Here is a 22,600-nt window from a genome sequence, read left to right as displayed (position 1 = left end):
TGGTGTGGAGTCTCGTCAGAACCGTCAAAGATTTGAACTGGTTAGCTCGTCATACTCTCTCCCCCCTTGAGGGGGAGAGTTGGAGAGGGGGGTATTCCCCGGCTGCCGCTCACTGCAGCCATTCCCCCACAAACACCTTCACCTCCGCGAGGCAGAGGCCACCGGAGCTTTGCTTTCGTCATCTCCCCACGCAATGCGGGGACGGGAGCGCGGCGGGGCCGCGGTAAGGATTGTAGTAGGATAGCGGTCGCCCGCGCTCCCGTCCGGTGTGTACGAAGCCTGTCCGAAGGTGGCGGACCACCCCCGATTTTAAACGGTACGTCTTCGAGGCTGTCCCGGCTTTGGGCGATGCCTCAAGAGACACCTCCCGAGCCTCCGTCTGCCGCAACGCCATGGGGGCGCGCGGGGAAAGACGGTGGCCCATCGGCCGGAGCCGGGCGGTCCCGGTTACGCAAGGACGGGCTGCGTGACTCATCGCCATCAGTGCCGCCTCCGTCGCTCTGGACCCACCCGACACCCCTATCGCCCTCCTGCTTCAGGGCACCTAGTCCTAGTGCCAGGCAGTGGTACCGAGGTCAGGCTCGCCCGGGACTGCCGCCAGTCGGCAGGCGCGGGACCGGTCCCCGGCCAGATGCTCGGTGCTGGATCCTGACACCTCCCCGCCGGCCGCGGATGGGGTGGGATTATGAGGTGGGAATGTGGGAGGGGGATAAGATTTTTCGAGGGGATGTGTTTTGCGAGTTAAAAGTACGGACTTGCCGGAGCGTAACTGCTTCGCGGCTTCATTTCGATCATTTGCCTTTGCGGCTCCGCCTCTTGGGAGCGGCCGTTCGCCGAAAGCTCAGGAAGGTGGCAATGTGGACTTTCGCAACTATAGGTACGAGCGACAGGTTAGCGCATGAAAATACTTCTTTGCCGAACTGGCAAGTGCCAACAATTACTAGATGAAGTGCGTGTCGAGAGCACCTTTCCAATCTTTCCAGCTTAGGGTACAATTCTGAGTCGCTGAATTGCGCGAAAATGTTTGAAGTTGGATAAAATTCCCGTGACAGCTGACGAGGCCTCCAAGATCGCCCAGGCATGTTTTCAAGGCTGCCCAACAATAGTCCTCGGCAGCGGGGCGTCGATGCCTCATGGGCTTCCCAGCATGGGAGACCTGAGCACTTACCTTCGCAAAAACATCGAAGTAGAAGACGGTGCCGAAAGAGACGCCTGGTTGTTGGTCAAGACAGCGCTAGCCAACGGCGATCACCTCGAAGCAGCTTTGGAAGGTAAGACTCTGCCCGCGTCACTTCTGTCAAAGATCGTAGGGTTAACCTGGCGCTGCGTGAACGACAAAGACAAACTGCTCTTGCACGTCGCAGCTGCCAACGATGGCAATTTCGCGTTGGGGAGGTTGCTTGTGAGTATGTTGAGCAGCACCAACAACGAGGTTCAGGTGGTCACGACCAACTATGACCGCGTTGCCGAATTCGCCTGTAATTCCAAGAATGTGCTGTTTCAGACCGGCTTTGCACCAGGTTACATTCAAAAATGGGAAAGCACGGGTGGTGTGAAGTTTAGGCATGCTGCCAAGCCATCCCGCGTCGTAAAAATCTGGAAAGTTCACGGATCCCTCGACTGGTTCCGCACTGCAGATGAGAGGACAATCGGGTTACCCGTTTTCGAACTGCCATCCGCTGAGCACTACACGCCGCTTATCGTGACCCCCGGCCTGAATAAATACGAGAAAACCTATGAGGATCCGTTTCGAACAACCATCAACGGGGCGGATGCCGCACTGAAAAATGCCTCCGCTTTCCTTTGTGTTGGCTTCGGGTTTCGAGACCAGCACATTCATCCCAAAATCATCGAGCGATGCCGAGAGAAGAATGTCCCAACTGTGGTGCTGGCACGCACGCTGACAAATGAGGCGAAAGACTTCCTCAGAAACAAGGCGGGTACGAACTACTTGGGTATCGAACGATCTGCGACCGGAAGCCGAGTTTTCTCGCCAACCTCCCCTGACGGGGCTGAGGTAACCACGCTTGAACTTTGGTCTCTCGATGGCTTCAACAATTTAGTCTTGTAGGTAATGCACATGTCCATTTTTGATTTTGTAGACGCAGAAGCGCTTGGTAGCGTCATTTCTGTTGACACTGCGGCGGTCACTATCCGAGTCGATGATCTTGACCGGCTGAAGCGTATCCAGGTTAACCGACTGGCGGTTCTCCAAAGTAGCAAGCCAGGTCAACACCTGATCGGTGTTGTCGTGAAGATCACCCGCAAGCCGGATACACGCGAGTTGGACGAAGAGGAGCTAGGCGATGAAGGTTTTGTTCCGAACGAAAACAACCTCGTGAAGGTTACCCTAATAGGCACACTGCTGGACCGCATTGGCAGTGATCAAAATGTATTTCGCCGCACCCTTGAGACCGTTCCAGAGATCGACGCGAACTGCTTCTCTCTGGAGGGTGAGCGGCTTACCAAGTTCATGCAAGTAATCGCTGACGTAAAAACTGACGGCCCAAAGCTGTCATTGGGCTGTTTCACGCTGGATGAAGAAGCAATTGCGTTTCTCAATGGCAACAAGCTCTTTCAGCGCCATGCCGTCATAGTTGGCGGCACCGGCTCAGGCAAATCCTGGACAACAGCACGATTGCTCGACCAGATTGCCGAGTTGCCCCAAGCCAACGTCGTATTGTTCGATATTCATGGCGAATACCGACCGCTGAAGAGCGAAGCTTTCAAGCATCTTCGGATCGCCGGACCATCTGACATTGAACACAATCGAGGTTTGGCTGACGGGGTTCTTCACCTGCCTTACTGGTTGCTGGGCTACGAAGCCTTGGTGTCAATGTTTGTCGATCGCAGTGACCAGAATGCGCCCAATCAGTCGATGGTTATGACAAGAACCATCGTGGACGCGAAAAAGAGCTCCCTTGATCACGTTGAGCACAAAGATATTTTAGAGAATTTTACTATTGACAGCCCGGTGCCATTCGACATCAACACCGTCCTCAAGGGCCTGAAGGATCTGGACGAGGAAATGGTCGCAGGTGCAAAGCCCGGGACTGAGAAGCAGGGGCCGTATCACGGCAAACTCAGCAGGTTGATTGGTCGTCTAGAAGCTAAGAGACATGACCGCCGGTTGGCTTTCCTGTTCCAACCTCCACGTGAATGTATGAACATGGTTTGGCTCGAACGCATGGTCCACGCCATCTCCGCCGGTCGTGGCGCACAAGACACCAACGAAGGTGGCATCAAAATAATCGACTTTTCGGAGGTGCCTTCAGACGTATTGCCGCTGATGGTGAGTCTACTGGCCCAGATCATTTTCTCAACGAGCCTTTGGACGAAATCTGACAAACGCCATCCAATTGCGATCATGTGTGACGAGGCCCACCTGTACATCCCAGAACGCATGCAGGCCGACAGTTCTGACGCAGTTGCTGTCGAGATATTTGAACGGATCGCCAAAGAAGGCCGAAAATACGGGATAGGCCTTGTGGTTATCAGCCAGCGGCCGTCAGAAGTAAACCGGACCGTACTCAGTCAGTGCAACAACGTGGTGGCCATGCGTCTGACCAACGGCGACGATCAAGGCGTCATCAAGCGACTTCTGCCGGATAGCCTAGGTAGTTTCGGCGACCTGTTACCCGTCCTGGACATTGGCGAGGCGTTGGTTGTTGGTGACGCCAGCCTGCTACCGACACGCGTCCGAATAGCTGAGCCAAAGATGAAGCCAGACAGCCAAACAGTAGCCTTCTGGGATCGCTGGAATGAAGAAAATCCCAAGTCTGATACTCAGAATGCTGTACGCTCGTGGCGAAGGCAGAGCACGTCTTGAAGCAGAAAATTTGTCTATTTGTTTCAATCACTGTGAGCGGCGAGAGTTGCACACTGATCGAGAGTTCGCTTAGGTTCTACATTCGGCCATTTAGCTTCAATCTTTGGCCGTGTGCTGCATCGCGCACCAGCGGCGGCTTTGGAACGCAAGCGTCAGTGCGCCCAAAGAGGGACAATGTCCACTTCAGTATGCTTGCGTCCCATAACCTGCCGGTCCGCAATCGACCCCAAAGCAGCTACGTTGCAAACGTTTCATTTGAACTCGACCATCGCCCCCAACAAAAACCAGAGCGGCCTCCCATTCGGTGCGCAACTCTCAATCCGCTTGATCCGCCACCTGACCTCGGCCAAGCGCGCTCGCCGTCGCAAAGCCGTCGGCGAAAAGGTGACAGTTCCCGCTCACGTTGCCCCAGTCACCGGCCTTCGTCGTGCTCCGCCAGCGTCTCCCCACTCCCCTACCCTTCCCATCCCCCCAGCCTCAGTTCGCGGTCGCGTTTGATGCCGGTCATCCAGGCGATGTAGCGGGGGTCGGTGGCGATCTGGTGGGCGTAGTGGCGGCGCAGGGCGGCGAGGAGGCGGCCGTGGCGGTTGAGGCGGTGGTCGGCGAGTTCGATCATCACCGAGTTGGGCCAGGCCGGCGGGCGGATGGTGCGCAGATAAGTGAAGAGGGTTTCCTCGTCGACGTCTGGATTGGCGGCGGCGAGGAGGATCAAGAGGCCGGCGGTGGAGCGGGACAGGCCCATGTGGCAATGCACCAGCAGGTGATTGTCGGTATCAGGTTCGACGGAGGCGGCGAGGTGTTCGCCATATTGCACGATGGCCTCGACCGTCTCGGCGGAGGGCATGAGCTTGCCGTCCTCGGGGTCGATGATGTCGTGGAAGCGCATCAGGTGACGATGGCGCAGATCGAACTGGGAGAGCACGGCGACATCGGCGCGGTCGGGGTCGAGCATGGACAGGACGTGGGTGACGCCGGCGTCCTTCTGGGCGGGCAGTTCCTCGATGCCGCAGATGGTGAGGCGGGATATGCTGGCAATGGCGAGCGTCATGAACGGTGTCTCTCGGAAGGCGTGCGCAGGGTGACGAGTTCCTCGGCGGCCGTGGGATGGACGGCCATGGTGCGGTCGAAATCGCGTTTTGTGGCACCCATGGTGAGCGGAATGCCGACAAGCTGAATCATCTCGCCGGCGCCCTCCCCCAGGATATGCACGCCAAGGACGCGATCGGAAGCGGCGTCGACAAGAACCTTCATGAAGGTGCGCTCGTCGCGACCGGCGAGGATGTTGCGCATGGGGCGGAACTCGGTCTTGTAGACGTCGACCGCCTTGAAGGCGGCCAGCGCTTCGGCCTCGGTAAGGCCGACGGTGCCGAGCTCGGGCGTGGTGAAGACGGCGGTGGGGATCATGCTGTGATCGGCGAGGCTGTCGCGCTTGCCGAAGACGGTGTCGGCGAAGGCGTGCCCTTCGCGGATGGCGACGGGGGTGAGCTGGGCGCGGTTGGTGACGTCGCCGACGGCGTAGATGGAGGGCACGTTGGTCTGAGAGGCCGCATTGACCTTGACGGCACCGGTGGCATCGAGGGCGACACCGGCGGTGTCGAGACCGAGACCGGCGGTGTTGGGGATGCGGCCAGTGGCGTAGAGCACGGCGTCGGCCTGAAGGATGGCGCCGTCACCAAGGGTGACGGAGAGACCATCGGCATCGCGGGCGATGGCGGTGACGTCGGCGTGGGTGCAGATCTCGACGCCACGGCGGGACAGCGCCACGGCGAGCTTGTCGCGCAGATCTGAATCGAAGCCGCGCAGGATCTGCTCGCCGCGATAGAGGAGCGTGGTGCGGGCGCCGAGACCGGCGAGCAAGGAGGCGAATTCTACCGCGATATAACCGCCACCGACCACGATCACGCGCTCGGGCAGATCGGGGAGATCGAAGATCTCGTTGGAAGTGATAGCAAGCTCGATGCCGGGAAGGACCGGCAGGAAGGGGCGCGCGCCGGTGGCGATCAGGATGCGTTCGGCGGTGACGACGCGACCATCGGAGAGGCGGACGGAATTGGGTCCGGTCACCTCGGCGCGGGTGCGGAGGATCTCGACGCCGGAACGATCGAGATTGCCGCCATAGGCGCCTTCGAGGCGGGTGATTTCCTTCTCCTTGGCGTCGCGCAGGGCGGACCAGTTGAAGGTGCTCTCACCCACAGTCCAGCCGAAGCCGGCGGCGTCGGCGAACTCACCGGCAAAGCGGGAGGCGTAGACCAGCAGCTTCTTGGGCACGCAGCCGCGGATCACGCAGGTGCCGCCGACGCGGAACTCCTCGGCGACCGCGACGCGCGCGCCATAGCCCGCTGAAATGCGAGCGGCGCGAACTCCGCCGGAGCCCGCGCCGATGACAAAGAGATCATAGTCGTAGGAAGCCATGCCACCGCCTCAGGAGAAGAGATATCCTCTCTTACCATCGGCCCGACAGATGGCAACCCGGCCGATCAGAACTGATAGCCGCGCTTGTTCAATTCTTCGCGCGCCTTGGTGACGATTTCCGTCGACATGGCGTCGCGCCAGATGTTGGCCGAGCGGATGGAGTCCTGGATGATCAGCGGCATGGTCTGGCCGAACTTCTCGCCGACGGGCGAGCGATAGAAGTCGGCGATCTGCTTGAGCTCTTCCTCGGTGAAGCGGGAAGCCCAGACGCGCTCCAGCTCGCGATCGAGCTCGGGACGGCGCTTGGCCAGCTCGAGGGCGACGTTGTTGACGACCTCTTCCACGTCCTTCACGGCACCCGGATTGGAGCGCAGGAACAGGGCCTTGGTCTGGTCGGACAGCACGACCAGGATCTGGTTGAACTGCTCGGAGGCATGGGCGGCGGCGATGGTGTCGCGCGCGGCAGCCAGATGAGCCTCGGTCAGATCATCGGCCATGGCCGGAACGGTCAACGCCGTCGCCAGGCAAGCGGCCACCAGGGAACGACGGATAAGGCTGGACAGTGTCCGACGCATGAAGTTTTCTCCGCAAGAAATCATTTAACAGGTTTGTCGATGACCGTGATGCCGTCAGGGCTTCCGACGACGATGACCGAGGCCAGCCCCACGAACAGGCCGGTTTCGACGACGCCGGGAATCCACAGAAGCGATGCCGCCAGAGCTTTTGGGTCCAGAATCTGGCGAAATGATGCGTCGACGATCCAGTTTCCCTGATCGGTGACGAAACGGTCGCCAGATTTGGTCTGGCGGAAGGCAAGCGTGCCGGACAGGCCGTTGGCGCGGGCAACGTCAGCGATGGCGCGCAAGGTGGTGCCGGCGGCAAATGTGACGACCTCGATCGGCAGCGGGAAGGCGCCGAGATGCTGAACGCGCTTGCTCTCGTCGGTGATGACGATCATGCGGCGCGAGGATGACGCCACGATCTTTTCGCGCAGGAGCGCGCCACCGCCGCCCTTGATCATGTTGAAGGCGGGATCAAACTCGTCGGCGCCATCAACGGTGATGTCGAGATCGGCCACATCGTCGAGGCTGATGATGCGGATGCCGAGGCTCAAGGCGAGATCGCGGGTCGCCTCGGAGGTGGGAACGCCGACCACGTCGAGACCGGCGGCGACCTTTTCACCGAGAAGACGCACGAACCAGGACGCTGTCGAACCGGTGCCGAGACCCAAACGCATGCCAGGCTGGACGAACTCAAGAGCGGCGGCTGCAGCGGCCCGTTTCATCTCATCGGCAGTCATTGCAATCGGGGTCCCTTGTTAGGTGGTGGCAGGGTCATACCACAGGCAGGAAGGCGGTCAAGGTTCCGATAAGGCGATCGCAAAGGCAATCGGCTCGTGTATTATGCCGCGCCCTCGCCTGCTTCGGAGTTCCAATGGCCCGCCCGCTCGTCATCTTCGACCTTGACGGTACGCTTCTCGATACCGCGCCCGACCTGCTGCGCGCCCTGAACACGGTTCTGGCCGAAGCCGGGATGCCGGCCGTGGATCGTTCGTCGGTGGAATACAACTTCGGGCACGGGGCGAAATCGCTGATCGTGGAAGGCTTCCGCCGCGCGGGGCACGCCTTGTCCGACGACGAGGTCGAGCCCTATGTGCGGCGGTTCCTGGACCTTTATGCCGCCGGCGTTGCGGTGGATACCGAGGCCTTCCCCGGCGCGGTCGCGGCGATGGACCGGCTGGCCGACCGCGGCGTCGGCTTTGCCGTCTGCACCAACAAGCGGGAGTATCTGGCGCGTCCGCTCTTGCGCCAACTCGACCTGCTCGACCGGTTCGACGCGGTGATCGGCGGCGACACCCTGCCGGTGCGCAAGCCGGATCCGCAGCATATCCTCAGCACCATCGAAGCGGCGGCGGCAGAGGTGACGCAGGCGGTGATGGTGGGCGACAGCGACGCCGACATCAAGGCGGCCAAGGCGGCGGGCATTCCGGTGATCGGGGTCAATTTCGGCTATTCGCCGGTGCCGGTGTCCACCTTCGAGCCGGACGCGGTGATCGACCATTTCGACGATCTCTATGACGCCTTGCAGCAGGTCAGCCCCGCCTTCCGAACCGCACTTGGATGATGCCCATGGGCAATGCACCCGAATCCAGTCTTCGCCTGCGCGACGAACTCTATCGCCTGATGCAGACGGACGAGAAGGCGATCGACTTCCTGATGAACGGAGTGCTCGACGGCGTCTGGTATGCAGACCTCGAGAACCCGGAGCACGAATGGCTCAGCCCGCGCTACAAGGAACTGTTCGGCTACGCGGATGATGAAATAGACAACCCGATCGGGTGGTGGCGTACGGCGATGTTTCCCGAGGACGTGGAGATCGCCGACGAGAACTTCCGCCGCGCGGTGGCCGACCCGAACTATCGCTATGCCCATGTGGTTCGGTTCCGGCACAAGGACGGGCGAACGATCTGGGTGCATTGCAGAGGCCACCTGATCCGCAACGCCGAGGGCAAGCCGATCCGTCTGCTTGGCTGCCACGTGGATGCGACACGGCTCATGGAAATGGAGCAGGTCGACCGTTTCGGCACGATCATCGAGAACTGCATCACCGAGATCTACGTCTTCGACGCGGAGACGCTGAACTTTCTGCAGGTCAACAGCGGCGCGCGCCAGCGCCTGGGCTATACGATGGCCGAACTCAAGGCCATGACGCCGCTCGACATCAAGCCGATCCGCAAGCGGTCGGACTTCGAGCTGATCATCGCGCCCCTGCGCCGCGGCGAAGTGCAATCGGTCTCCTTCGAGACCTTCCATATCTGCAAGAATGGCGACACGTATCCCATTGCCGTTCACTACGAGTTCAGCGCATCGACTTCCGGTTCCGTCTTCATCGCCTTCATCACCGACATCTCGGAGAAGCGGGCGCGCGAACGGGAACTGGAAGCGACCAAGGAACTCAATGACGTCATCCTCAACTCGGTGTCGGACGGCATCGCAGGATTGCAGCCGGTTCTGGAAGACGATCAGGTGGTGGACTACCAGATCGTTGCCGCCAATCACGCGCTGCGCCGCCAGTTCCACCGCTTCGGTGGGCCGCTGATCGGGACGCGCCTCACCGAGATCATGCCGGAGTTCCAGCATTCGGTACTGTTCACGCGCCTCAAGGACGTCGGTGAGCGAGGTGCCGGGTTTGCCGTTGAAATCGGGCCGAGCGAGATCGGTCTCGAATGGTATCTCGTGCGGGCCATGCGGACCGCGGCGAGCGGGATTACCATCACCTTCATCAACATCACCGATTCCAAGCAGCGCGAGATCAGCCTCAAGAAATCCAACGATGCGTTGCGGCAGTTCTCCGGCATCGTCAGCCACGACCTGCAGGCACCGCTGAGGCATATCAGCCTGTTCGCCGAGATGCTGGAAGGCCGACTCGACGGCAAGGACAAGGAGGCCGTGTTCATCGCCGGGCGCATCCGCGAGAATATCTCGCGCATGCAGCGGATGGTGACCAGCCTGCTCGACTATACCTCGGTGGCATACGCGCAGATTCGCCGCGACGACGTGGATCTCGAATCCGTTGTCGAGGAGGTGCGGCGACTTTTGGAAACAGATATCGCAACGACCGGCGCGATGATCGACGTGGGAGTGCTGCCCACCGTCGTCGGCGATCGCGAACTCCTGGTGCGGCTGTTCCAGAACCTGATTTCCAATGCCTTGAAATATCGAAGCAAAGCGCCGCCCATCGTCCGCATCGACAGTCGCCTCAGCCGCGGCGTCTGGCAGGTATCGGTCAAGGATAACGGCATCGGCATAGATCCACGCTTTTCAAAACGCATTTTCGACGTGTTCACCCGGCTGCACCGGGACGAAAAGACCTACCCCGGCATGGGAATTGGTCTTGCTCTCTGCAAGCAAATTGTGGAGAGTCACAAAGGGGAAATCTGGCTCGACGCCAGCAATAGTGACGGGGCGCGTTTTTGCTTCACGTTTCCAGCAGCTTGACTGCGACACTTACGCATGAGGCATGGTCATGGGGCGGCGCATTCTGGTCATCGATGACGACGAAACGGACGTGATGTTTCTCGTCAAGGCCTTCGAGGCTGTTGGCACCGATATCGAAATCCACCATGCCTGGTCGGGTGCGGAAGGTCTTGAGTATCTTCGCAGCGGGGGAACCGACCTCGTGCTGCTGGACCTCAAGATGCCCGGCACGTCCGGCATGGAGGTGCTGGCGAGCATCAAGGTGGACGATCAGCTGAAGCGCACGCCGGTGATCATCCTCTCCTCCTCGCAGAGCCGCTTCGACGTGCGCAACTCCTATGAAAACGCCGCCAACGCCTATGTGATGAAGCCGACCTCCATGGGCGGCTACCTGCAAATGGTGGATTCGCTGTCGCATTTCTGGCTCGACAAGGTGGCGCGCGCGTGCTGACTGGCACCCTGGGCCAAAGTTGACGCCGGATAATCGTGCGCTTTCAGATGGTTGCCCGAAATTAACCGGATTATCCCGGGCAACCCAAGACTTTTTCCATTGCCGGCTTGACTTGCCCCCCCGACCACCCTTATATCCGCCACACCGCAGACGGCGGGCGCGTAGCTCAGCGGGAGAGCACCTCGTTCACACCGAGGGGGTCACAGGTTCGATCCCTGTCGCGCCCACCATTCCTTCCTCATGTTGTAGTCCAAGCCCGTTCTTGCGGGTGGTTGTCTATCGTCGGATAGGCTGAGGCCGTCTCTGGATGGCCTTTGCGGCTTGTGCGGGCAGCGTTGTTCCTGGCCGCTGCGAGCCCCCTCCTCTTTCACCTTTTGACCGATGCCTTGGCCCGCATTTCCCTGGAGACGGAAATGGTCGGGGGTGAGGGCGTTGATGCCGGTTGCCATCAGCGCGCCTGTGCACAAATGTGATCACATTGACAATTCGAGTTGGGTCCTGTTTGCTATCCGTAAAATAACACAGTGGAGAACAGCCTTGGCCTTTGCGGACCTTCTCATCATCAATGCCAATGTCATGACCGTGGACACGGCTCGGCCGCGGGCGCGTGCCGTCGCGGTTGCCGGGAACCGGATCCTTGCCGTGGGGGATGCGGCCGAGCTTGCTGCCCTGCGCGGCGCAGGAACCCGCGTGATTGACGCGCAGGGGGCGGCGCTTCTGCCGGGGTTCAACGACAGCCACATCCACATCTTTGGCGGCGGATTCGAGCTGAGCGGGATCGATCTCGCCGGTCTTTCCGGCCGGGCGGCGTTTGAAAATGCCGTGCGCAGCCAGCTGGGCAAGCGCCCCGGCAAGGGACTGCTGATTGCCAATGGCGCCGATTATACGATCCTCAACGCCGAAGCTGTGATCACAAGACACGACCTGGATGCGGTGGTGTCCGACCGGCCTTTCATCATGTTCGCGCCGGATCACCACACCGCCTGGGCCAACACGATGGCGCTGGAAATGGGGGGCCTCCTCAAGGGCAAGGTGGTCAATCCCGGCAATGAAGTGGTGATGGCGGCCGACGGGCTGGCCTCGGGCGAGTTGCGCGAAGCGGAGGCGATTTCGCCGGTGATGGCGCTCAATCCGGCCGCCGAGCGGACACGGCTTGGGCTGACCACCGGCGGCGAGCCCGAGAACCTCAGTGCCGCCGACCGGGCCGTCGATCGCCAGATCATGCGCGACGGCCTCAAGCATCTGGCGCGACACGGCATCACCAGCTTCCACAACATGGACGGCAATCTCTACCAGCTCGAGCTGCTGGACGAGATCGACCAGGAAGGCGGACTGACGGCGCGCGGGCGCGTTCCCATGCATTTCCTGCCCTTCATGGATATTTCCGAGCTGGACAAGGCCGAGGAGATGGCGCGGCGCTACACCTCGAACCGCCTGTCCTCGGGCCATGTGAAGATGTTCATGGACGGCGTGATCGACAGCGAGACCGCCTTCATGCTGCAGGGATACGCCTCGCGGCCCGATTGGCGCAGCGATCCGCTGTTCGACGTTGAGCGCTTCAAGGACATCTGCGTCGACATCGACCGGCGCGGGCTGCAGATCGCCGTGCATGCCATCGGCGACGCGGCGGTGCGGGCCACCATCGACGGCTATGAGGCGGCCCGCAAGGCCAATGGCGCGCGCGACAGCCGCCATCGCATCGAGCATATCGAGCTGATCGATCCGACGGACGTGCCGCGCATCGGCGAGCTCGACATTCTCGCCTCCATGCAGCCGCTGCATCCGCCGGGCAACCTGTGCTTCCCGCTGCAGCCCTTCCTCGACAACATCGGCGAAGCCCGCTGGAAGGATGCCTTCCCGTGGAACGACATTCGCGACACCGGCGCGGCGATCGCCTTCTCGTCGGACTGGCCGGTGTGTCCGGTGGATCCGCTGCCGGGCATCCAGGCGGCCGTGACGCGCAAGCTGTGGAAAGCCGGGCTGCGCGATCATCGCCAGACGCTCGACCAGGCCATCGCCGGCTTCACCGCCGGTGGCGCCTATGCCGAGTTCGCCGAGAACGAGAAGGGCAAGATCACCGAGGGTTTCCTCGCCGATCTGGTGCTGCTCAGCGACAATATCGAGACGATCGATCCGGAGGGCATCCGCGAGATGACCGTGGCGGCGACCATCTTCGACGGCAAGGTGGTCTACGAGGCCTGACAGCCTCGTCAGCGATGCCATTGGCCGGGTGCGCCAAAATAATCGGTTTTGTGATCACATTTTCACTTTGCAAATGCGCAAAGCCGTGCTCAAAATAAGAGCGAGCCGGAAATCACATCAACAGGGCCGTCACAACGACGGAAATGGTGTGAAGTTCGGCTCGCAGCAGAGGGGAGCCACGGTCAGCCGGGAAACATCGGCGGCTGCGGCCAAGACAGGTGACATCAGGGATAGTCGCGGCTCTTGCGAGCAGCGGCAACGGGAGACGGCGGTTGACCCGCCGGCCAGACGCGTGCGCCTCGATGCGCACGGCGAATGCGTGCCTGTATCTGAACGACATCCGTCCCTTTGCTTGACGTAACGCCTGCCCTGCCGCTCAGGCGGGGCGCCGATGACATGTGCTCATGTCGCCGGTTCGGAGTGTGCCAGTCCCGCGTCCGTCGGGAGGTCAACAGCTTGGGGGTTCGAGATTGACAGTACTGGAGAGTCGACAAGGCCTCGAAATTCATCACGTTGGCAAGGTGTTCAGCCAACCGGGGCGCCCGGACTTCCGCGCACTGGACGACGTTTCCATTCGCATCCGGCCGAACGAGTTCTTCACGCTGCTCGGGCCGTCGGGGTGCGGCAAGACCACCCTCCTGCGCATGATCGCCGGTTTCGAGCATCCTTCCGAAGGTGAGATCCGGCTGGACGGTGCGGACATCTCGGTGAAGGCCCCCTATGAGCGGCCCGTCAACACCGTTTTCCAGAGTTACGCGCTGTTCCCGCATCTGACCGTCGAGGACAACATCTCCTTCGGTCTGGAAATGCTGCGGCGCCCCAAGGCGAGCATCGACGAGACCGTGACGCGCATGCTGGCGCTGGTGCGGATGACGGAGATGCGCAATCGCAAGATCCAGCAGATCTCCGGCGGCCAGCAGCAACGCGTGGCGCTGGCCCGTGCGCTGGCGCCGCATCCCAAGCTCCTGCTGCTCGACGAGCCCCTGTCGGCGCTTGATCTCAAGCTGCGCAAGGAGATGCAGATCGAACTGAAGCGGCTGCAGCACGAGACGGGCATCACCTTCATCTTCGTGACGCATGATCAGGAAGAAGCGCTGACCATGTCGGACCGCATCGCGGTGATGAGCGCGGGTCGCGTGCAGCAGATCGGCAGCCCGCGCGACATCTATGACCGGCCGGCCAACCGCTTTGCGGCGAGCTTCATCGGCGAGACCAACTTCGTGACGGTGAAGCTCCTGACGGTCAGCGCCACCTCGGGCGAGCTGGAACTGCCGGGCGGCACGGTGATCCACGCCGGTGTGCCCGATGGCGTCAAGTTCAGCCCCGGCAAGGCCACCATCGTGGTGCGCCCTGAGCATGCCGAGCTCGTCGGCGCCGGCGCCGGCAATCTGGCGGGAACGGTGACCAACATCGTCTACTTCGGCACCGACACGCATTACCACCTGCGCCTCAAGGACGAGAGCAGCTTCATCGTGCGCCGCCAGAACCGGCACGGTCTGAGCTTCGGCCCGGCGATCGGCGACGAGGTTGGCGTTCTGATCGGCGAAGGCGTTGCGCAGCTGGTGGAGGACTGAGCCCATGAGCGACACTGCCTCCGTCTCCCTGGCCCTGCGCGAAAAAGCCGAACGAAGGCGGTCGCGCCTTCTGACGCTGCCGGCGGTGCTGGTCATCACCATCTTCGGCATCCTGCCGCTTCTGGTGATCGTGGCCTTCTCCTTCATGAGTCCCGGGGCTTATGGAGGTGTGGAGCCGCCCTTCACGCTGGAAGCCTATGTCTCCTTCCTTTTCTCCCGCGATATCTTCGACGACACGCTGACCTTCACGCCCGACTATGTGCTGATCTATCTGCGGTCGCTGACCTTTGCCCTGGGAACCACCTTCGTCTGCCTGCTGCTCGGCTTTCCGACGGCCTATTTCATGGTGACGCGGCCGGTGGAGAGCCGGAAGTGGTGGCTGTTGCTGGTGACCATTCCCTTCTGGTCGAACCTGCTCATCCGCACCTATGCGATCATGTTCATCATCCGCGACGAGGGGCTGATCAACAACACGCTGATCGGGATGGGGCTGATCAACCAGCCGATCGTGATGCTCTACACCAACTTCTCCATCGTGCTGGGGCTGTTCTATTCCTTCCTGCCCTTCATGGTGCTGCCGCTCTACTCCTCGCTCGAAAAGCTGGACTTCCGCCTGGTGGAAGCGGGCTATGACCTCTATGCGACGCGCTCGCGGGTGCTGTGGCGGATCATCGTCCCCATGGCCAAGCCGGGCATCGTGGCGGGCTGTCTACTGGTGTTCATCCCGACGATCGGCGCCTATGTGACGCCGCTGATCCTCGGTGGCGGCACGCATCTGATGGTGGGTGACCTGATTGCCCAGCAGTTCGGATCCTCGCGCAACTGGCCTCTGGGTGCCGCCCAGGCCATCATCCTGATGGCGGGCGTGCTGGTTGCCCTGTTCTTCTATGTGCGGACCACGTCGGAGGCGAAACTCCATGGCTAAGGATCGTTCGACCGACATGCGCTATCAGCCGGGCTTCGGCCCGCTGGCCATGATCTGCCTTGCTGTGCTCTACGCACCGATCCTGGTGCTGGTGGCCTTCGCCTTCAATGCCAACGCCAGCGTGGCGCAGTGGACGGGCTTTTCGACCAAGTGGTTCGCCACGGCTCTGTTCAACGAGTCCTTCCATGCCGCTGCGCTGAACACGATGCTGATCTCCGTCTCCGCAACGATCATTGCGACGATGGCGGCGACGGCGGCGGCCCTGGGGACGACACGCGTGAAGGCCTGGCGCGGCCAGACCGCAGCCTTCATGACCATCAACCTGCCGCTGATGGTGCCGGAAATCATCACCGCGGTTTCGGCGCTGTCCTTCTTCGCCCTGCTGGGTCAGGTGTTCAACATCAATCTCGGGATCGGCAACCTGATCCTGGCGCATTCGGTGTTCTGCATCCCCTTCGCCTACATGCCGATCCGGGCGCGGCTCGAGGACATGGACTTCACCCTCGATCAGGCGGCGGCGGATCTGTATGCGACGCCGTGGATGACCTTCCGCCGGGTGACGCTGCCACTGCTGATGCCGGGCATTGCCTCGGGTATTGCGCTGGCCTTCATCGTCTCCTTCGACGACTTCACCATAACCCAGCTCGTGGCAGGTCCGGGCCAGACGACGCTGCCCATCTACATCTGGACCCAGGTTCGGCGGCCGATCACGCCGGAACTGAACGCGATGTGCACCATCCTGCTGTCGATCTCGATCCTGTTCATTTCCCTTTCCGTGCTGATCGGCCAGAAGCGCCGCTGAACGGAAAGGACCTTCCGGAGGTAAAAATGAAGACACTCAAGTCCATACTGATTGCCGGCGTCGCTGCAGTGGCGTTTGCCGGTCCGGCGTTGGCGGCCGGGGAGCTGCACATCTACAACTGGGGCGACTATACCAATCCGGACCTGATCGCCAAGTTCGAGAAGCAGTATGACGTCAAGGTCAGCCTCGACACCTATGACTCCAACGAGACCATGCTGGCGAAGGTGCGCGCCGGTGCGTCGGGCTACGACATCGTCGTTCCCTCTGATTATACCGTGAAGGTGATGGTCGACGAGGGCATGCTCGAAGAGACCAAGCCCAACACGATGGAAAACTTCAAGTACATGATCCCGAAGTTCGTCGACGTCTATTGGGATTCGGGTCGCAACTACTCGGTGCCCTGGCAGTTCGGCCTGACCGTCTTCGCGGTGAACACCGACAAGTACAAGGGGCCCATCGACTCGCTCGGCATCCTGTTCGACCCGCCGGCCGAGCTCAAGGGCCGCATCAACATGCTGGACGACATGAACTCGGTGATTCATGCCGCCGAACGCTATCTCAACCTGCCGCGCTGCGGCGGCGAGAAGGAAAACCTCAAGAAGGTCAGCGAGCTGCTGCTGAAGGCCAAGGAAAACTGGCGGACATTCTCCTATGACACGATCCCCAAGATGACCTCCGGCGACGTGGACGCGAGCCAGACCTGGAACGGTGCCGCCTATCGTATGCGCCAGGCCAACCCGGCCATCAAGTTCGCCTATACCAAGGAAGTGATGGAAGGCTGGATGGACAACGTGGTGGTGCTGAAGGGTGCTGCCAACATCGAGAATGCCAAGCTGTTCCAGAACTTCATCATGGCCCCGGAGAATGCCGGCCTGATCTCGGCCTTCGCCGGCTATGACAACGGCATCATGGACAGCCACAAGTACATGCCCAATGGCATGGGCGACTCGCCGGAGATGAACATGCCGGCCGGCTTTGCGTCGGAGTTCACTCCGCCCTGCCCGAAGGAAGTGGTCGAGATGTACAACAAGATCTGGACCAATCTGAAGAAGTAAGCTCGGCGCTTGCGACTTCTGTCGACGCTCATGGAGCGCCGTTCGGCCTGGCTGGTTCAGGTGGAGCGGCGCTCCAAGTGTTTTGAGGGCTGGCGACGCGCGCCTCGCACCGGCTGGATCAGGCTCAAAAGTCTGCGGCGCCCGGGGGTGGTTCCCGGGCGCCGCTCGTGAGACGCTGCGTATGGGGAAGGCTCGGCGACCGGGTCAGGCGGCGGTGTCGAGCAAAGTACGCAGCGAGGGATGGATGTCCGGGCTTTCCTCGGACAGAAACTTCAGCAGGGCGCGTTCGTTGGCATGGATGACGCCGTCGCGACCGATACGGCTGGCCAGCCACTTCACCTCTTCGGAGGTGACGATCTCGGATTCGCGGGCGGCCTCCTCAACGGCGCGGTTGCGGCGTGCCCAGGCGCCCTCTTCCTGTCGCCAGGCCGACCAGATGCCACGCAGGCCGTTGGACAGCATGGTGGAGAGCATGTCGCCGAAGAGCGCCGTGACGCCGCCGGAAGGCGCATCCAGCCAGGCTTCGCGGCGCAGGGCATCCTGGCGCGACAGCACCGAATAACCGCGCGAGGCCATCAGGAAATTGGCGATGGCCTTGACGAAGAGGTCGGACCAGGCGGGGTCGTTGTCGGCTTCGCGGGTGCTGTCGTTGAGGTCGAACAGGACCTCAGCTTCCTCGCGCGAGATGCCGACAGATCCTTCGTGACCGAAGGCATAGAGAATGCGGCGGATGAGGGCGACGTCGTCCTTGCCGATGACGCCGGGCTCGGTATGACCACGCGCAGCGAGTGGCCCCTTGGCCTCGATCACCGCCTTGGCCACCTGCTGCAGGGCGAAAGCCGACAGCGCCACCGGAACCCGGTTGGCCGCCTCGATGACCTTGACCAGCAGTTCAAGTTCCGTGGTGGTCTTGACGATGCCGTCGCGCTGGATGCGAGCCATCAGCCAGGAGGCATTGTCTTCCGACACATAGCCCGTGGGGATCTGCTGGTGGACGATGAAGTCGGTGATGGCCTCGACGAAGAACTCGGACCATTCCTGGCACGTATGTCCAGCCACCGCGTCGATGTCGCAGAGGAGTTCGGCATCGCGAACCTGCACGACGCCGTCGCCATAGACCTGGCGTCGCAGGTCGAGCACATCGGCCGCGCTGAGATCGCGACCGGAAAAATCAGCTGCGCACAGCTGCACTCCGACCTTGATGGTCATGACTGGCTACGAGCCCCCGTGTTCACGCCGCCGTACTGTTGCGGGTTTCAGGATTCCCTGCCCCGCTCCATGCCGACGCCGCGGTTATTCATTGTGAGCAAATGTAATACGCAAACGCGACTTTCCGCTTAAGAGAAGAGGTTAAAAGATCCTTATTGTCATGGACTTGGCGAAAACGCCCTCCGGACAGGGCTTGGACAGGGAATATTGTGCTAGGATCAGGCAAAGCGTGTGAGGCGCTGTTCGTCCATGTTGACGGGAAAGATGCGATTTGCGCATTATCACGTAGATGTGAGTGCCGCGCGTTTGCCCCAGACTTGCTTCCGGGATTTGTCCCCTAGCAAAGTGGGCAGGTGATTTGTGTGTTTTGGCCTGCAGGGTGGCCAAAAGAACTGACAAGGGGAAAGCGAATGCATTTTCTGGCCAAGTCCGCCGCTTTGGCGATGGTTATTCTCGGCTGCGCCTCCGTTTCGGTCGTTGCTGCCGACGATCCGATCAAGACCCGTCAGGACCTGATGGGCGGCATCGGCAAGGCGATGAAGGTTCTGGTGCCGATGGCCCAGGGCAAGACCGCCTATGACGCTGCCAAGGCGACGGACGCCCTCAACGCGGTTGCGACCAACATCGCCGACTTCCCCAACCACTTCCCGGCCGGCTCCGACCAGGGCAAGACCGACGCCATGCCGGCCATCTGGGAAAAGATGGACGACTTCAAGGCGCACGCCACCAGCCTCGAGACCGATGCCAAGGCCGCGCTTGCCGCGACCGCCAGCCTCGACACCTTCAAGCCCGCCTTCATGAAGATGGCCGGCAACTGCAAGAGCTGCCACGAAGCCTACCGCAAGCCGAGCTGATCGCTTCCGTGCTGAGGTGTGAATACGGGGCACCCGTCGGCAAACCGGCGGGTGCTTTCTTTTGGAAACCCCAGCGGCTTGCAAAACGGCCAGGACTTAAGTATTTATCCCCTGTCCCCGCGAATGTGGGCCGTAAGCGTTAACGTCAATCAACGTGCAAAGCCAAGTCCGCCTTTTTCAGCGGATGGACGTTTACGGAGATTCTCATGCCTATTTTTCCTGCTCGCGCAGCGCCGATCCTGTTTGGCTTCCTGCTCTCGGGCTTCATGTCCCTGATGGTTTCGGGGATTGCCACCTATCGCAGCGCCGCCTCGGACTTTGTCGGACACTGGATGGCGTCCTGGCTGAGCTCGTGGCTCGTTGCCTTCCCGGTGGTGCTGGTGGTTGCGCCTCTCGTCCGGCGCATCGTCGGCCGCCTCTGCGCCAGCCCAGCCTGAGCCGATCCCTCCACCCAACCGAACGAAAACCGTGACGGCACGCGCCGTCACCTCGGATTGCGTTCGCGTCGCAGGCGGCTCCAGTAGTCGAGCCGCTTGCGCAACTCACGTTCAAAGCCGCGCTCGACCGGATCGTAGAAGGTCTGGCGCCCCAGCTTTTCGGGAAAGTAATCCTGGCCGGAAAAGGCATCGGGCTCGTCGTGATCGTAGCGATAGCCGGTGCCATAGCCCTCCCCCTTCATCAGCTTGGTGGGGGCGTTGAGGATATGCTTGGGCGGCAGGAGCGAGCCATTCTGCTTGGCCGCCCGCATCGCCTTGATATAGGCAACCTCGATGGCGTTGGACTTGGGCGCCGTGGCTACATAGACAACAGCCTCGGCGATGGCCAGTTCCCCCTCCGGACTGCCCAGCATTTCGTAGGCCGCCTGGGCGGCGACGCAGACCGAGAGCGCCTGCGGATCGGCCAGCCCGACATCCTCGACCGACATGCGGATGACCCGTCGGATGACGTAGAGCGGATCCTCACCGGCGTCGATCATGCGGCAGAAATAATAGAGAGCGGCGTCCGGATCGGAGCCGCGCACCGACTTGTGCAGCGCTGAGATCAGATTGTAGTGGCCGTCCTGCGCCTTGTCGTAGACCGGGGCGCGGCGCTGCACCACTTCCTGCAGCGTCTTGGCGTCGAACAGCTCATCGGGACGGGCGGCTCGCCAGACGTCCTCGGCCAGCGTCAGCGCCGAACGGCCATCGCCGTCAGCCATGCGGATCAGGACGCCACGGGCTTCCTCATCGAGCGGCAGCGGCTTGCCGGTGACTTCCTCGGCGCGGGCGAGCAGTTGTCCGATGGACGCCTCGTCATGCGACTTGAAGACAAGGACATGCGAGCGCGACAGAAGCGCCGCATTGAGCTCGAAGGAGGGGTTCTCGGTGGTGGCGCCGATCAGGGTGATGGTGCCGTCTTCCATCACCGGCAGGAAGCTGTCCTGCTGGGCGCGATTGAAGCGGTGGATCTCGTCGATGAACAGCAAGGTGCCCTTGCCGGTCTGCCGGCGCATGCGGGCCGTTTCGAACAGCTTCTTCAAATCGGCGACACCGGTGAAGATGGCCGATGCCTGTTCGAACACGAGGCTGGTTTCACGGGCGAGCAGGCGAGCGACGGTTGTCTTGCCCGAACCCGGCGGCCCCCAGAGGATCAGGGAGCCAAGGCTGCCGGACTCCAGCATGCGGGTGATGGTTCCGCCAGGTCCGACCAGATGATCCTGACCGACAACGTCGGCAAGGCGATCGGGGCGCAGGCGGTCGGCAAGCGGCCGCGAGCGCAGATCGGGTTCACTGGCGGAAAACAGGTCACTCATCTGAAGGCCATGCGCAGGATCCGGCCATCGCGGTCGATGGACACGCGCCAGAACAGGGGATCGGCGTTGAGAAGATCGTTGAGCATGGCGGTGCCGGTCACCTCCGAACCATTGACGGTCAGGATAATGTCACCCCGGGAGAGGCCGATGCGCGCCGCGGCCGACCGGGGATCGACGGAGAGGATGACGACACCGGTCTGCCCCCGGTAGGAGATGCCAGCCTCCGAGGCGACGGCCGGCGACAGATTGGCCACGGTGGCGCCCTGGAACGGGGAGCGCGCGGAAATGGTCACCTGATCGCGCGGCGTGGTCTCGGGCGCCGGCTTCAGGAGAACATCGAGGTCGATGGTGCTGCCGGAGCGGTTGACGGTGAGCTTGGCCGTATTGCCGACGCCCTTGGTGGCGAGGCGGTAGTTGAAGACTCGGGGATCGGAGACCTCGATGCCATCGACGGCCGTGACGAGGTCCCCCACATCGAGACCGGCAGCGGCGGCGGGGCTGTCGGCCACCACGGAGGTCACCAGCACGCCGGAGGGGCGATCAAGGCCGAGGCTCTCGGCGATCTCGGCCGTCACCGGCTGCAATTCGGCTCCGATCCAGGGTAGCTCAACGGTGCTGCCGCCCCGCTTGGCCGAATCGACGAAGACCTTGACCATGTTCGAGGGGATGGCAAAGCCGATGCCGTTGGAGCCGCCGCCACGGGTGAAGATGGCGGTGTTGATACCAACCAGCTTGCCGTTCATATCCACCAGCGCGCCACCGGAGTTGCCGGGATTGATGGCGGCGTCGGTCTGGATGAAGAACTGATAGTCGGAGATGCCGACCTGGCTGCGGGCAAGCGCCGAGACAATGCCCTGCGTCACGGTCTGGCCGACGCCGAAGGGATTGCCGATGGCGAGCACGAGATCGCCGACCTGCAGTTCGTCGGAGTTGGCGAGTTCCAGCGTGGGAAGCTCGCCCTTGGGCACGCGGATCTTGAGGACGGCGAGGTCGAGCTGGTCGTCCTTCAGGACCACGTCGCATTCGAACTCGCGCTTGTCGGCAAGGGCCACCTTCACCTCGTCGCCGTCGGCGATGACGTGGTTGTTGGTGACAATGAGTCCGGACGGGTCGACGATGACGCCGGAGCCGAGCGACTGCTGGTGGCGCTCTCGCTGCTGTCCCATGCCGGGGAAGTTGTTGCCGAAGAACTGCTGGAAGAAGGGGTCGTCCATCAGCGGCGACGCGGAGACCTTGATGGTCTTGGTCGAGTAGACGTTGACCACGGCAGGCCCGGCGGAATGGGCGATGGGGGCGAAGGAGAGCTTCACCTGGCCAGAAGATTCCGGCACCACCCGATCCTGGGCGCCTGCCATTGAGAGAGGCGTTACGATCAGGGCCAACAGGGTGAAGGCACAGGCGAAAAATCGTCTGCCGAGCATCTCAGATCTCCTGAAAACTGAACCGCGCCTATCTATGCGCCCAATTGTGGCAAGGAAAGAGAGTTCAGCCAATAAAAAAGGGGGCGGCGCATGGCCA

At 61.7% G+C, this 22,600-nt stretch carries 19 protein-coding genes and 1 tRNA gene; 13 read left to right on the top strand and 7 right to left on the bottom strand.

Translation table 11 applies throughout. From position 1 onward, the window contains the following. Positions 1-1,045 precede the first annotated feature (1,045 nt). Together L2I41_RS17925 and L2I41_RS17920 are read left to right on the top strand one after the other, a co-directional pair. Complete coding sequence (locus L2I41_RS17925; RefSeq protein ID WP_237154948.1) at positions 1,046-2,071, top strand: SIR2 family protein; 1,026 nt, start codon at positions 1,046-1,048, stop codon at positions 2,069-2,071. A gap of 9 nt (positions 2,072-2,080) precedes the next feature. Next, positions 2,081-3,829 carry an ATP-binding protein gene (locus L2I41_RS17920; protein ID WP_237154947.1) on the top strand — a complete coding sequence of 583 codons (1,749 nt, stop codon included), beginning with the start codon at positions 2,081-2,083 and terminating at the stop codon, positions 3,827-3,829. 454 nt (positions 3,830-4,283) lie between these two features. Here L2I41_RS17920 and L2I41_RS17915 read toward each other — a convergent pair whose 3' ends face one another. The 4 genes from L2I41_RS17915 to rpiA form a co-directional block, all read right to left on the bottom strand. After that, the gene (locus L2I41_RS17915; protein ID WP_237154946.1) at positions 4,284-4,877 is read right to left on the bottom strand and encodes a tyrosine phosphatase family protein; all 594 of its coding nucleotides are present in this window, start codon (positions 4,875-4,877) and stop codon (positions 4,284-4,286) included. Next, positions 4,874-6,241, bottom strand: coding sequence for a glutathione-disulfide reductase (gene gor, locus L2I41_RS17910; protein WP_237154945.1), 1,368 nt, complete (start codon positions 6,239-6,241; stop codon positions 4,874-4,876). The genes L2I41_RS17915 and gor overlap by 4 nt, the downstream gene beginning before the upstream one ends. Positions 6,242-6,306: 65 nt before the next feature. Beyond that, complete coding sequence (locus L2I41_RS17905; RefSeq protein ID WP_237154944.1) at positions 6,307-6,816, bottom strand: DUF2059 domain-containing protein; 510 nt, start codon at positions 6,814-6,816, stop codon at positions 6,307-6,309. 20 nt (positions 6,817-6,836) lie between these two features. After that, the gene (gene rpiA / locus L2I41_RS17900; protein ID WP_237154943.1) at positions 6,837-7,541 is read right to left on the bottom strand and encodes a ribose-5-phosphate isomerase RpiA; all 705 of its coding nucleotides are present in this window, start codon (positions 7,539-7,541) and stop codon (positions 6,837-6,839) included. 134 nt (positions 7,542-7,675) lie between these two features. On the opposite strand from rpiA, the gene gph reads away from it, so the two are divergent. The 9 genes from gph (at position 7,676) to L2I41_RS17855 (ending at position 17,227) form a co-directional block, all read left to right on the top strand. Continuing rightward, positions 7,676-8,365: a phosphoglycolate phosphatase gene (gene gph / locus L2I41_RS17895; RefSeq protein ID WP_237154942.1), complete on the top strand. Its 690-nt coding sequence runs from the start codon at positions 7,676-7,678 to the stop codon at positions 8,363-8,365. Positions 8,366-8,370: 5 nt separating this feature from the next. Continuing rightward, positions 8,371-10,239 carry a PAS domain-containing sensor histidine kinase gene (locus L2I41_RS17890; protein ID WP_237154941.1) on the top strand — a complete coding sequence of 623 codons (1,869 nt, stop codon included), beginning with the start codon at positions 8,371-8,373 and terminating at the stop codon, positions 10,237-10,239. 28 nt (positions 10,240-10,267) lie between these two features. Beyond that, positions 10,268-10,669, top strand: a complete 402-nt coding sequence (locus tag L2I41_RS17885) for a response regulator (RefSeq protein WP_237154940.1) — start codon at positions 10,268-10,270, stop codon at positions 10,667-10,669. A gap of 155 nt (positions 10,670-10,824) precedes the next feature. Then, positions 10,825-10,899, top strand: a tRNA-Val gene (locus L2I41_RS17880). Between the two features lie 307 nt (positions 10,900-11,206). After that, a complete protein-coding gene (locus L2I41_RS17875) occupies positions 11,207-12,871 on the top strand; it encodes an amidohydrolase (RefSeq protein ID WP_237154939.1) in 1,665 nt (554 codons plus the stop codon). Between the two features lie 470 nt (positions 12,872-13,341). Further along, positions 13,342-14,445, top strand: coding sequence for an ABC transporter ATP-binding protein (locus tag L2I41_RS17870; RefSeq protein ID WP_390634432.1), 1,104 nt, complete (start codon positions 13,342-13,344; stop codon positions 14,443-14,445). Between the two features lie 4 nt (positions 14,446-14,449). Next, on the top strand, positions 14,450-15,370 hold the full coding sequence (locus tag L2I41_RS17865; protein WP_237154938.1) for an ABC transporter permease: 921 nt from the start codon (positions 14,450-14,452) through the stop codon (positions 15,368-15,370). Continuing rightward, entirely contained in the window at positions 15,363-16,172 is an 810-nt protein-coding gene (locus tag L2I41_RS17860; RefSeq protein WP_237154937.1) for an ABC transporter permease, read from the top strand. The genes L2I41_RS17865 and L2I41_RS17860 overlap by 8 nt, the downstream gene beginning before the upstream one ends. A gap of 26 nt (positions 16,173-16,198) precedes the next feature. Continuing rightward, positions 16,199-17,227, top strand: coding sequence for an extracellular solute-binding protein (locus L2I41_RS17855; protein WP_237154936.1), 1,029 nt, complete (start codon positions 16,199-16,201; stop codon positions 17,225-17,227). 204 nt (positions 17,228-17,431) lie between these two features. Here L2I41_RS17855 and L2I41_RS17850 read toward each other — a convergent pair whose 3' ends face one another. Continuing rightward, complete coding sequence (locus L2I41_RS17850; protein WP_237154935.1) at positions 17,432-18,436, bottom strand: hypothetical protein; 1,005 nt, start codon at positions 18,434-18,436, stop codon at positions 17,432-17,434. Between the two features lie 410 nt (positions 18,437-18,846). On the opposite strand from L2I41_RS17850, the gene L2I41_RS17845 reads away from it, so the two are divergent. Next, positions 18,847-19,290, top strand: coding sequence for a c-type cytochrome (locus L2I41_RS17845; protein ID WP_237154934.1), 444 nt, complete (start codon positions 18,847-18,849; stop codon positions 19,288-19,290). Between the two features lie 206 nt (positions 19,291-19,496). Beyond that, entirely contained in the window at positions 19,497-19,727 is a 231-nt protein-coding gene (locus L2I41_RS17840; protein WP_237154933.1) for a DUF2798 domain-containing protein, read from the top strand. Between the two features lie 47 nt (positions 19,728-19,774). Here the strand turns inward: L2I41_RS17840 and L2I41_RS17835 are convergent, their stop codons facing one another. Next, positions 19,775-21,082 (bottom strand): replication-associated recombination protein A, encoded by a 1,308-nt coding sequence (locus L2I41_RS17835; protein ID WP_237154932.1) that lies wholly within the window; start codon positions 21,080-21,082, stop codon positions 19,775-19,777. Beyond that, positions 21,079-22,503: a DegQ family serine endoprotease gene (locus L2I41_RS17830; RefSeq protein ID WP_390634429.1), complete on the bottom strand. Its 1,425-nt coding sequence runs from the start codon at positions 22,501-22,503 to the stop codon at positions 21,079-21,081. The genes L2I41_RS17835 and L2I41_RS17830 overlap by 4 nt, the downstream gene beginning before the upstream one ends. Positions 22,504-22,600: the final 97 nt, after the last annotated feature.

Source organism: Oryzibacter oryziterrae (assembly GCF_021864535.1).
GTDB lineage: Bacteria > Pseudomonadota > Alphaproteobacteria > Rhizobiales > Pleomorphomonadaceae > Pleomorphomonas > Pleomorphomonas oryziterrae.
Note: the sequence above shows the minus strand (reverse complement) of the source record. Positions and strands in the feature narration are given on the sequence as shown.

Bases quoted from the DNA above. Each gene is read 5' to 3' on its own strand.
- L2I41_RS17920 (WP_237154947.1), top strand. From the start codon at position 2,081: ATGTCCATTTTTGATTTTGTAGACGCAGAAGCGCTTGGTAGCGTCATT.
- L2I41_RS17915 (WP_237154946.1), bottom strand. From the start codon at position 4,877: ATGACGCTCGCCATTGCCAGCATATCCCGCCTCACCATCTGCGGCATC.
- gor (WP_237154945.1), bottom strand. From the start codon at position 6,241: ATGGCTTCCTACGACTATGATCTCTTTGTCATCGGCGCGGGCTCCGGC.
- L2I41_RS17905 (WP_237154944.1), bottom strand. From the start codon at position 6,816: ATGCGTCGGACACTGTCCAGCCTTATCCGTCGTTCCCTGGTGGCCGCT.
- rpiA (WP_237154943.1), bottom strand. From the start codon at position 7,541: ATGACTGCCGATGAGATGAAACGGGCCGCTGCAGCCGCCGCTCTTGAG.
- gph (WP_237154942.1), top strand. From the start codon at position 7,676: ATGGCCCGCCCGCTCGTCATCTTCGACCTTGACGGTACGCTTCTCGAT.
- L2I41_RS17890 (WP_237154941.1), top strand. From the start codon at position 8,371: ATGGGCAATGCACCCGAATCCAGTCTTCGCCTGCGCGACGAACTCTAT.
- L2I41_RS17885 (WP_237154940.1), top strand. From the start codon at position 10,268: ATGGGGCGGCGCATTCTGGTCATCGATGACGACGAAACGGACGTGATG.
- L2I41_RS17865 (WP_237154938.1), top strand. From the start codon at position 14,450: ATGAGCGACACTGCCTCCGTCTCCCTGGCCCTGCGCGAAAAAGCCGAA.
- L2I41_RS17860 (WP_237154937.1), top strand. From the start codon at position 15,363: ATGGCTAAGGATCGTTCGACCGACATGCGCTATCAGCCGGGCTTCGGC.
- L2I41_RS17855 (WP_237154936.1), top strand. From the start codon at position 16,199: ATGAAGACACTCAAGTCCATACTGATTGCCGGCGTCGCTGCAGTGGCG.
- L2I41_RS17850 (WP_237154935.1), bottom strand. From the start codon at position 18,436: ATGACCATCAAGGTCGGAGTGCAGCTGTGCGCAGCTGATTTTTCCGGT.
- L2I41_RS17845 (WP_237154934.1), top strand. From the start codon at position 18,847: ATGCATTTTCTGGCCAAGTCCGCCGCTTTGGCGATGGTTATTCTCGGC.
- L2I41_RS17840 (WP_237154933.1), top strand. From the start codon at position 19,497: ATGCCTATTTTTCCTGCTCGCGCAGCGCCGATCCTGTTTGGCTTCCTG.
- L2I41_RS17835 (WP_237154932.1), bottom strand. From the start codon at position 21,082: ATGAGTGACCTGTTTTCCGCCAGTGAACCCGATCTGCGCTCGCGGCCG.
- L2I41_RS17830 (WP_390634429.1), bottom strand. From the start codon at position 22,503: ATGCTCGGCAGACGATTTTTCGCCTGTGCCTTCACCCTGTTGGCCCTG.